Consider the following 9,632-nt stretch of genomic DNA (forward strand, 5'->3'; position numbering starts at 1 on the left):
AGGGCGCGGGCGGGCGCTTCGTGGTCTGGGGTCTGCGTGTGCGTGGTGGGGCGGGGGAGGTCAGGGTGGGGGGAGGGTGTTCAGGCGGGTGGTGAGGTGGGTGCGTTCGGTGGCGTTGTCCACCAGGGCCAGGGCGGTGCGGTAGGCGTCGGCGGCTTCGGTGGGGCGGCAGAGGCGGCGGAGCAGGTCGGCGCGGACCGCCGGCAGGTAGTGGTAGTCGGCCAGGCGGGGGTCCTCGGCCAGGGCGTCGACTTCGGCCAGCGCTCGCTCTGGACCGTCCACCATGGACACTGCTACGGCTCGGCTGAGGGCGACCACCGGCGACGGCCAGCGGGCCAGCAGCGCGTCGTAGAGCTGGACGATCTGCGGCCAGTCGGTCGCGGCGTAGCTGGGCGCGTGGGCGTGCAGCGAGGCGATGGCCGCCTGTAGCGCGTACCGGCCGGCCCGTCCGGTGCGGAGAGCCTCGACCACGAGCCGATGGCCCTCGTCGATGGCGGTCCGGTCCCAGCAGGAACGATCCTGGTCCTCCAGCCGCAGCAGCCGGCCCTGCTCGTCGGTGCGGGTGGCGCGGCGGGCGTCGGTGAGCAGCAGCAGGGCGAGCAGTCCGCTCACCTCGGGCTCGTCGGGCATCAACCCGTGCAGCATCCGGGCCAGGTGCACAGCCCGGTCGACCAGGTCGGCGCGGACCAGGTCATCGCCGGTCGGCGCGGTGTGCCCGGTGCTGAACAGCAGGTGTACGACGCTGAGCACCGCGTCCAGCCGTTCGGGCAGTTCGGCGGTGTCCGGTACCCGGTACGGGATCCGTGCCGCCGAGATCTTCTTCTTGGCCCGGGTGACCCGTGCCGCCATGGTCGACTCGGAGACCAGGAATGCCCGGGCGATGTCGGCGGTGCTGACCCCGCAGACCAGGCGCAGCGTGAGCGCCACCTGCGCCTCCCGGGCGAGCACGGGATGGCAGCAGGTGAAGACCAGGCGGAGCCGATCGTCGGGTACGGCGACCTCGTCGGGCTCGTCCGGTTCGACCGCTTCCGGCTCCACGAGCAGCGGAAGCTTCGTGCGGAGCACCTGCCGGCGGCGCAGCACGTCGAGGGCTCTGCGGCGGGCGATGGCGGTGAGCCAGGCGCCGGGCTTGTCCGGTACGCCGTCTCTGGTCCAGGCCCCCAGCGCCGCGACGTACGCCTCCTGGACGCATTCCTCGGCGAGGTCGAGGTCACCGGCGGCGCGTGCGGTCGCGGCGAGCACGAAGGCCCACTCCCGGCGGTGCGCGTCGACCAGCGCCCGCTCCGCCGGGTCCGCCCGCTCCTCCCGTCCCGCCGGCTCCGTCGGGTCGGGCTGGGCGACCCGGGTGCCGGCGGCCCACGGTGGCTCGGCGGCGTCGGACGGAGCGGGCTGCTCGCCGTCGTTCACTTGGTCGGGGCGACGAACAGTGGCCGGACCTCCACGCCGCCGTGGATGGTGGCCGGGTTGAGCTTGGCGATCTCCAGTGCCACGTCCTGGTCGGGTGCCTCCAGCACGAAGAACCCGGCGACGACCTCCTTGGCCTCGATGAACGGGCCGTCGGTGACGAGGTCACCGCGTACCGCCGCGGCGGTGGTGCTCGGTTGCAGCGCGAAGCCGGTGACGATCCGCCCGCCCAGCTCGGTCACCTTCGCCGGATACTGTTCGAGCAGCGCGACGTAGTCGGGCGTGAGTTCCATCGGGTCGGCCGGCGCGGGCGAGTAGATCAGCACTGCGTACTGGGGCATGAGTCCTCCTTGAATCGCTGTTCATCCTCGGCGCAACCGGCGGGGGAGGCCAGCACGAATCGGCCCGGGTGGGGAGATTTCTCCACCGAGGCGCCCACCCGCTCAACAACGCAGGGCGGCCACGGCCTCAACAACGCAGGGCGGCCACGGCACCGGTCAGTGCCTCCGGTGCCGGTGCGACTGCCTAGACTGCCGCGATGAGCGGAACGCGACGGCCGTTGGCGAAGCGGCCGCTTACCGAACCGCACCCGTCCCGACTGCCGTTGGAGCATCCGGAGCGGGAGCGGATCCTGGCCGCCCACGCTGCGGCACTGTCCGCCGGCCAGGCCGGCTACCGGGACCCGGCCAGCGGACTGTTCGTGCTCACCGCCGGATTTCTCGCCCGTCGCGGCACCTGTTGTGACCAGGGCTGCCGGCACTGCCCGTACGTGACCTGAGGCCCGGCCTCAGGCCGCGGCGACGAACACCCGGGAGGCCACCTCACGGGGCAGCCGGATGCTCTCCCCGGAACGGTCGATCGACACGCCGTCGCGTTCCTGGGCGACGGTGACCATGGCACCGGGGTCGACGCCGGCGGCGTGCAACTGGCGGAGCACCTCGGCGTCGGTCTGCACGCTCTCGCAGATGCGTCGGACGATCACCTTGCCGGTCAGGCCCGGGAAGGCCAGGTTGCGCTCGCCCTCGATCGGCTCCGGCTCGGTCTCGCCGGGGGAGCCGAGATCCTCCAGACCGGGGATGGGGTTGCCGTACGGCGACCGGGTCGGCCGGTTGAGCAGGTCGTAGACCCGCTTCTCGACCGCGTCGCTCATCACGTGCTCCCAGCGGCAGGCCTCTTCGTGGGCCTCCTCGTAGGGCATCCCGATCACGTTGACCAGCAGCAACTCGGCGAGCCGGTGCTTGCGCATCACGGACACGGCGGTGTTGCGGCCGAGCGGCGTGAGGCTGAGGTGGCGGTCACCCTCGACGGTGAGCAGGCCGTCGCGCTCCATCCGGGCGACGGTCTGGCTGACGGTGGGGCCGCTCTGGCGCAACCGTTCGGCGATCCGGGCGCGCAGCGGCGGCACACCCTCTTCCTCGAGTTCGAGAATCGTGCGCAGGTACATTTCGGTCGTATCGACCAGGTCGTGAGACTTCATGGTGTCAGCGGCCCTCCAATGATCGATGGTACCCTGCCGCACCTGTCATGACCGCCGCCGAACCGCGGCGAGGTTCACCGAGGGTGTTGACTGAACGACATGTCCGCTACCGACGGTCTTCTGGTGGAGGCGGCGCAGCTCGCCGCCGAGCTCGACACGGCCGACCCGCCCACCCTGCTCGACGTCCGCTGGCGGCTGGCCGGCCCACCCGGTCGGATCGACTACGCGGCGGGACACCTGCCGAGCGCGGTCTTCGTCGATCTGGACACCGCGCTGTGTGGTCCGCCCGGCCCGGCCGGTCGCCATCCGCTGCCCGACCCGGCCGCACTGCAGGCCGCGCTGCGGGCCGCCGGGGTGCGCGCCGGTCACCACGTGGTGGTGTACGACGGCGGCGACGGCATGGCCGCCGCCCGCGCCTGGTGGACGCTGCGCTGGGCCGGACACCGTCCGGTACGCGTACTGCACGGTGGTTTCCCGGCCTGGTTGGCCGCCGACCTGCCGGTCAGCACCGACGAGCCGCACCCGGTGACCGGCGACGTGACAGTCACGCCGGGCGGGCTGCCGGTGCTCGACGCGGCGGCTGCCGCCCGGCTGGCCGCGGCCGACGACAGTGTCCTGCTCGATGTGCGCGCGGCACCCCGTTACCGGGGCGAGCACGAGCCCGTCGACCCGGTGGCCGGGCATGTTCCCGGCGCGGTCAACCTGCCGGCGCCCGAGTACGTCGCCGACGGTCGGTTTCCGTCCGGGGCGGCACTGCGCGACCGGTTCGCCGACGCCGGGGTGAGCGCCGAGGCGCCGGTCGGTGCGTACTGCGGCTCCGGGGTGACCGCCGCGCAGGCCGTGCTGGCGCTGCACCTGGCCGGTCGGCCGGACGCCGCGCTCTACGTCGGTTCCTGGAGCAACTGGGTCGCCGACCCGGACCGCCCGGTCGCGGTTTCCCCGCCGCCGGAGGCCTGAGGGCGCGGTAGCCGGCACCTGCCGCCCGGTCGGTCGCGTGCGACCATGGACAGATGTCCGAAGACACGGTGGTGGTGTGGGACGAGTCGCTGCTCGCCTACGACCTCGGTGACCACCCGCTCGACCCGGTACGGGTGGAGTTGACCATCGCACTGGCCCGGGAACTGGGCGTGCTGCAACGACCCGGGGTACGCCTGGTCCGGCCGTGGCCCGCCGACGACGCGCTGCTCACCCGGGTGCACGACCAGCGTTACCTGGATGCGGTCCGGATGGCCCCCCGCGAACCCTTCTTCTCCGGCTTCGGCCTGGGCACCTCGGACAACCCGGTCTTCGACCGGATGCACGAGTCCAGCGCGTTGATCGCGGGTGCGACCGTGGCCGCCGCCGAGGCGGTGTGGTGGGGGCAGGCCCGGCGCGCGGTGAACGTGGCCGGCGGCCTGCACCACGCCATGTCCGACCGGGCGGCCGGGTTCTGCATCTACAACGACCCGGCGGTGGCCATCGCCCGGCTGCTCGACCTCGGCGCGGAGCGGATCGCGTACGTCGACGTCGACGTGCACCACGGCGACGGGGTGCAGCAGATCTTCTGGGACGACCCGAGGGTGCTGACCGTCAGCCTGCACGAGACCCCCCTCGCGCTCTTCCCCGGCACCGGCTTCCCCGACGAGACCGGCGGCCCGGGCGCCGAGGGCAGCGCGGTGAACATCGCGTTGCCGCCCGCGGTCTCCGACGCCGGCTGGCAACGCGCCTTCCACGCGATCGTGCCGTCGGTGCTGCGCGCGTTCCGCCCGCAGGTGCTGTTCACCCAGTGTGGCGCGGACGCGCACCGCAGTGATCCCCTCGCCGACCTGCATCTGTCTGTCGACGGTCAACGGGCCACCTACCTGGCGTTGCGGGCTCTCGCCGACGAGTTGTGCGAGGGGCGGTGGGTGGCTACCGGTGGTGGCGGGTACGCCCTGGTCGAGGTGGTGCCCCGGGCCTGGACGCACCTGCTGGCGACGGCCACCGGTGCGCCGCTGGATCCGGCGACGCTGACCCCGCCGGCGTGGCGGGCGTTGGCCGCCGCTCGCCGGCCGGGCTCCGAGGTGCCGTTGCGGATGACCGACGGCGTCGATCCGGGGTACGAGCCGTGGCAGCCCACCGGCGAGCCGAATCCGGTGGACCGGGCGATCGCGGCGACCCGCAAGGCGGTCTTCCCGCTGCTCGGTCTCGACCCCCACGATCCGCGCGACTGAGCTGGCCGGGCCCGAGGTGACCACCGCCGACAACGCCATCGACGTGCTGCTCAGCGATGGCCGGACGGTCCAGTTGCGACCGATCCGGCCGTCGGACGCGCCCGCGATCGTCGCCATGCACTCCCGCTTCTCCGAGCGCACCCGCTACCTGCGCTACTTCTCGCCGTACCCGCGCATCCCCGAACGGGACCTGCAACGGTTCGTCAACGTCGACCACGTCGACCGGGAGGCGTTCGTGGTGCTGGCCGGCGAGCGGATCGTCGCCGTCGGCCGGTACGAGCGGCTCGGCCCGGCCGCACCCGATGCCGAGGTCGCCTTCGTGGTGGAGGACGCCTACCAGGGGCGGGGCATCGGTTCGGTGTTGCTGGAGCACCTGGCCGACGCCGCCCGGCGGGCCGGCATCGTCAACTTCGTCGCCGAGGTGCTGCCGGCCAACGGCGCGATGTTGCGGGTCTTCGCCGACTTCGGCTACCAGTTGCAACGGCAGTTCGCCGACGGCGTGGTGCACCTGACCTTCCCGATCGCTCCCACCGAGGCGACCCTGGAGGTGCAGCGCGGCAGGGAGCAGCGCACCGAGGCCCGGTCCATCGCCCGGCTGCTCGCCCCGCGCGGTGTCGTCGTCTACGGGGCCAGTGCCACCGGCCAGGGCGTCGGCGCGGCGGTGCTCGGGCACCTGCGCGACGGCGGTTTCACCGGTTCCGTGGTGCCGGTGCATCCGACCGCCGTCCGGGTCGCCGGGCTGCCCGCGTACCCGTCGGCGGCCGACGCGGGGCTGCCGGTCGACCTGGCGGTGGTGGCGGTGCCACCGGAGTCCGCGCCCGAGGTGGTCGCGGACGCGGCCAAGGCCGGCGTGCACGGCCTGGTGGTCATCTCCGCAGGCTTCGCCGAGTCCGGTGTCGAGGGGGCCGCCGCGCAGCGCGCCCTGGTCCGCGCGGCCCACGCCGCGGGCATGCGGGTGATCGGCCCGAACTGCCTGGGGGTGGCGAACACCGACCCGACCGTACGCCTCAACGCCACGCTCGCCCCGCGCCTGCCGGTGCCCGGCCGGGTCGGCATCTTCAGCCAGTCGGGCGCGTTCGGGGTGGCCCTGCTGGCCGAGGCGGATCGGCGTGGCCTGGGGCTGTCCAGCTTCGTCTCGGCCGGTAACCGGGCCGACGTCTCCGGCAACGACCTGTTGCAGTACTGGCAGGACGACCCGGCCACCGACGTGATCATGTTGTATCTGGAGACCTTCGGTAACCCGCGCAAGTTCGCCCGGCTGGCTCGGCGGATCGGTCGGGACAAGCCGGTGGTGGCGTTGGCCTCCCCGGCACGTCCGCCCGGCGTGGGTGACACGGTCGGCCCGGACGAGGCGGCGGTGAGCGCGCTGTTCGCGCAGTCCGGGGTGATCCGGGTCGACACCGTCGCCGAGCTGCTCGACGTCGGGGTGCTGCTGGCCAACCAGCCGCTGCCGGCCGGTGACCGGGTCGGCATCGTCGGCAACTCCTCGGCGTTGACCGGGCTGGCGGCGACCGCCTGCGCGGCCGCCGGGTTGACCGTCGCGGCGGGATATCCCCGGGACGTCGGCCCGCAGGCCAGCGCGATCGAGTTCGCCGAGGCGCTGACCGCCGCCGCCGCGGACGAGAGCGTCGACGCGCTGGTGGCGCTCTTCGCGCCCCCGCTGCCCGGTCAGATCATCGGCACCGAGGCGGATTTCGCGGCCGCCCTGCCTGCGGCGTTGACCGCCGACAAGCCTGCTGTGGCGACCTTCCTGGTCGGTCGGGCGCCGGCGGGAGTGCCCTCGTACCCGAGTGTGGAGGAGGCGGTCCGCGCACTCGCCCGGGTCACCGCGTACGCCGACTGGCTGCGTCGACCGCCCGGGATGTTGCCTGAGCTGGCCGATGTCGACCCGATCGCGGCGCAGGCGGCGGTGCGCAGCGACGGGGTCGACGGCGATGCCCTGCTCGCCGCCTACGGCATCGAGGTGGTCGAGTCGGTGTCGGTCGGTTCGGCGGACGAGGCGGTCGAGGCGGCGACCCGGCTCGGGTTCCCGGTGGCGTTGAAGGTGGCCGCCAGCGGGCTGCGACACCGGCTCGACCTCGGTGCGGTCCGGCTCGACCTGGCCGACGACGCCGCCGTACGCCGCACGTACGCGGAACTGGCGGCGGCGTTCGGCGCGGACGTCCTGGTGCAGCCGATGGTCCCGCCCGGGGTGGCCTGCGTGGTCGAGTTGGTGGAGGATCCGGCGTTCGGTCCGGTCGTCGGGTTCGGGCTCGGTGGGGTCGCCACCGAGTTGCTCGGCGACCGGGCCTGGCGGGCCGTGCCGTTGACCGACCGCGATGCCGCCGAGTTGGTGGACGCACCGCGCGCGGCACCGCTGTTGCACGGGCACCGGGGGGCCGAACCGGTGGACCGGGCGGCCCTGGCCGACCTGCTGGTGCGGGTCGGGCGGCTGGCCGACGAACAGCCTCGGGTCCGTTCCCTGACCCTGAATCCGGTGTTGGCCCGCCCGGACGGCTTGTCGGTGCTGCACGCCAGTGTCAGGGTGGGCTCCGCTGTCGCCCGCCCCGACACCGGCCCCCGTCGTCTGTGAAGCGGGAGGCAGGGCCGCCCGCTCGTCGGCGTCGCCGAGGCCCGTGATGCGGGCCGCCGGTGTCGGATCGATCAGGCCCGGCTGGAGATCTGTTGCACCGCCCAGGCGTTGCCGTCCGGGTCCGCGAAGTGGATGAAGCCGACATTGTCCAGCGGGTCCGGTACCGGCCGAGGGTTCTCGCCCATCACCTGGATCTCGCTGACCTCGACGCCGCGTTCGAGCAGTTGGGTCCGCGCCTTGTGCAGGTCCGGTACGACGAGCTGGAGCCCTTTCAGCGACCCCGGCGGCATCTGCGGCACCGCGCCCTTGCCGATCACGATCGAGCAGCCGGAGCCGGGCGGGGTCAACTGCACGAGTCGGATGTCGTCGTTGACCACGGTGTCGTGGTCGACTGTGAAGCCGAGTTGGTCGGCGTAGAACGCCTTGGCCCGGTCGAGGTCCGAGACCGGTACGACCACCACTTCAAGTGTCCAGTTCATAGCTCTGCTCCTGGTGTCGTCGCCAGCAGTTCGGCGAGTCGGATGTAGCTCTCTGTGATGCCGCGAGCCATCGGGTAGCGCAGGGCGGTGTCCCGCCCGCCGGGGGTGGCGAAGCGCAACGTGGTGGTCACCGTGGTGCGCCCGGCCAGCTCGGTGAATTCCTGGTCGACCACGGTCTCGCCGGGGTACGACTGATCGTCGAACAGTTCGGTGTAGACCAACCGGTGGGGCGGCTCGACCTGCCGGTAGTGCCCACTCTGACCCATCAGTTGCCCGGCGGGCCCTTGGGAGACGAATCGCCACTGCCCGCCGATCCGCAGGTCCACCTGGCACTCCACCAGCCGCCAGCCGCGCGCGCCGTACCAGCGGACCAGCAACTCGGGGCGGGTGAACGCGGCGAACACCAGCCGCGCGGGGGCGTCGAACATCCGGCTGAGCACGATCTCCCGATCGCCGGGGGTGTCGACCACGAGGTGATCGTCGATCATGCCCGGTCGTCGCCTTCCGCCTCGGCCGGCTCGCTGGCCGCGGTCTCCTCGGCCGCGTGTAGCTCGTCGAGCAGGTTGTCGAGGCGTTGGTAGGACTCCGCCCAGTGATCGCGGTACGCCGCGAGCCAGGCGGTGGCCTCCTGCAGCGGGCCTGCGTTCAGTCGGCACGGGCGTCGCTGGGCCGACCGACTTCGGCTGATCAGGCCGGCCCGTTCCAGCACCCGGAGGTGTTTGGAGATCGCCGGTTGACTCATCGCGAAGGGTGCGGCGAGTTCGGTGACTGTTGCTTCGCCGGTTGCCAGGCGCGCGAGGATGGCGCGTCGGGTCGGGTCTGCCAGGGCCGCGAAGGTGGCGTCCAGGTCGGTGTGCACGCTGTATAACCTCTCGGTTTTATAACCGAGAGGTTTCTATCCGACTCGATCGGGCCGCGTCAAGCCGACACGACGAATGTCGGCCCCGGCGAACCGCCGGGGCCGACATTGCAACTCACCTGACCGAAGTCAGCAGGCGTACGCCTCCAGCCGCTGCGCCCGCTCCGGCGCCCGCAGCTTGAGCAGCGTCACCTTCTCGATCTGCCGGATCCGCTCGCGGGACAGGCCGAACTCACGACCGACCTCGTCCAGGGTGCGCTGCCGACCGTCGTCGAGCCCGAACCGCAGGCGGATCACCGCCTGCTCCCGCTGCGACAGGGTGGCCAGCACGATGCTCACCTCGTTGCGCAGCTCGCCTCGGTCGGCGTCGTCCACCATGCTGGACGGGTCGACGGCGGCGACGAAGTCACCGAGGGCGCTCTCGCCGTCCTCGCCGACGGTCTGGTCCAGACTCACCGGCTCCCGGTCGTACGAGATCAGCTCGATCACCTGGAACTCGGGCACGTCGAGCGCGCGGGCGATCTCGGCGACGGTGGGTTCGCGGCCCAGCGACACCGACAGCTCGCGGCGGGCCCGGACCATCCGGTTGACCTGCTCGACCATGTGCACCGGGATGCGGATGGTGCGGGCCTGGTCGGCCATGGCGCGG

Annotated in this window: 11 protein-coding genes; 4 read left to right on the forward strand and 7 right to left on the reverse strand. The window is 72.7% G+C overall.

Translation table 11 applies throughout. The annotated features are described in order from the left end of the window. Positions 1–60: 60 nt before the first annotated feature. Together C1A38_RS29600 and C1A38_RS29605 are read right to left on the reverse strand one after the other, a co-directional pair. Complete coding sequence (locus C1A38_RS29600; protein ID WP_199180371.1) at positions 61–1,242, reverse strand: RNA polymerase sigma factor; 1,182 nt, start codon at positions 1,240–1,242, stop codon at positions 61–63. 161 nt (positions 1,243–1,403) lie between these two features. Continuing rightward, entirely contained in the window at positions 1,404–1,745 is a 342-nt protein-coding gene (locus tag C1A38_RS29605) for a YciI family protein (protein WP_102660977.1), read from the reverse strand. A 197-nt stretch (positions 1,746–1,942) separates the two neighbouring features. Between C1A38_RS29605 and C1A38_RS29610 the strand changes: the two genes are divergently transcribed. Further along, on the forward strand, positions 1,943–2,182 hold the full coding sequence (locus tag C1A38_RS29610) for a DUF5522 domain-containing protein (RefSeq protein ID WP_102660978.1): 240 nt from the start codon (positions 1,943–1,945) through the stop codon (positions 2,180–2,182). Between the two features lie 9 nt (positions 2,183–2,191). Here the strand turns inward: C1A38_RS29610 and C1A38_RS29615 are convergent, their stop codons facing one another. Continuing rightward, entirely contained in the window at positions 2,192–2,881 is a 690-nt protein-coding gene (locus C1A38_RS29615; protein ID WP_102660979.1) for an iron-dependent transcriptional repressor DtxR, read from the reverse strand. A gap of 99 nt (positions 2,882–2,980) precedes the next feature. Here C1A38_RS29615 and C1A38_RS29620 point away from each other — a divergent pair, with 99 nt between their 5' ends. From C1A38_RS29620 to C1A38_RS29630, 3 genes are read left to right on the forward strand one after another with little or no spacing between them, the layout of a single operon-like run. Next, a complete protein-coding gene (locus C1A38_RS29620) occupies positions 2,981–3,838 on the forward strand; it encodes a sulfurtransferase (protein WP_102660980.1) in 858 nt (285 codons plus the stop codon). 53 nt (positions 3,839–3,891) lie between these two features. Further along, positions 3,892–5,073, forward strand: a complete 1,182-nt coding sequence (locus C1A38_RS29625) for an acetoin utilization protein AcuC (RefSeq protein ID WP_102660981.1) — start codon at positions 3,892–3,894, stop codon at positions 5,071–5,073. A 16-nt stretch (positions 5,074–5,089) separates the two neighbouring features. Continuing rightward, complete coding sequence (locus C1A38_RS29630; protein ID WP_102660982.1) at positions 5,090–7,645, forward strand: bifunctional acetate--CoA ligase family protein/GNAT family N-acetyltransferase; 2,556 nt, start codon at positions 5,090–5,092, stop codon at positions 7,643–7,645. A gap of 71 nt (positions 7,646–7,716) precedes the next feature. Here the strand turns inward: C1A38_RS29630 and C1A38_RS29635 are convergent, their stop codons facing one another. The 4 genes from C1A38_RS29635 to C1A38_RS29650 all read right to left on the reverse strand — a co-directional run. Continuing rightward, positions 7,717–8,124, reverse strand: coding sequence for a VOC family protein (locus C1A38_RS29635; RefSeq protein ID WP_102660983.1), 408 nt, complete (start codon positions 8,122–8,124; stop codon positions 7,717–7,719). Continuing rightward, positions 8,121–8,612, reverse strand: coding sequence for an SRPBCC family protein (locus C1A38_RS29640; protein WP_102660984.1), 492 nt, complete (start codon positions 8,610–8,612; stop codon positions 8,121–8,123). The genes C1A38_RS29635 and C1A38_RS29640 overlap by 4 nt, the downstream gene beginning before the upstream one ends. Then, complete coding sequence (locus C1A38_RS29645; RefSeq protein ID WP_102660985.1) at positions 8,609–8,983, reverse strand: ArsR/SmtB family transcription factor; 375 nt, start codon at positions 8,981–8,983, stop codon at positions 8,609–8,611. Before C1A38_RS29645 ends, C1A38_RS29640 begins: the two co-directional genes overlap by 4 nt. Positions 8,984–9,112: 129 nt before the next feature. Next, the coding region (locus C1A38_RS29650; RefSeq protein WP_146017650.1) for a sigma-70 family RNA polymerase sigma factor at positions 9,113–9,632 on the reverse strand (520 nt) is incomplete at its 5' end.

This window comes from Verrucosispora sp. ts21, from assembly GCF_002879555.1.
GTDB classification, from domain to species: Bacteria; Actinomycetota; Actinomycetes; order Mycobacteriales; family Micromonosporaceae; genus Micromonospora; species Micromonospora gifhornensis.

What these genes read in the sequence shown, in the direction of transcription:
- C1A38_RS29605 (WP_102660977.1), bottom strand. Translation starts at nt 1,745, where the DNA reads ATGCCCCAGTACGCAGTGCTGATCTACTCGCCCGCGCCGGCCGACCCG.
- C1A38_RS29610 (WP_102660978.1), top strand. Translation starts at nt 1,943, where the DNA reads ATGAGCGGAACGCGACGGCCGTTGGCGAAGCGGCCGCTTACCGAACCG.
- C1A38_RS29615 (WP_102660979.1), bottom strand. Translation starts at nt 2,881, where the DNA reads ATGAAGTCTCACGACCTGGTCGATACGACCGAAATGTACCTGCGCACG.
- C1A38_RS29620 (WP_102660980.1), top strand. Translation starts at nt 2,981, where the DNA reads ATGTCCGCTACCGACGGTCTTCTGGTGGAGGCGGCGCAGCTCGCCGCC.
- C1A38_RS29625 (WP_102660981.1), top strand. Translation starts at nt 3,892, where the DNA reads ATGTCCGAAGACACGGTGGTGGTGTGGGACGAGTCGCTGCTCGCCTAC.
- C1A38_RS29635 (WP_102660983.1), bottom strand. Translation starts at nt 8,124, where the DNA reads ATGAACTGGACACTTGAAGTGGTGGTCGTACCGGTCTCGGACCTCGAC.
- C1A38_RS29640 (WP_102660984.1), bottom strand. Translation starts at nt 8,612, where the DNA reads ATGATCGACGATCACCTCGTGGTCGACACCCCCGGCGATCGGGAGATC.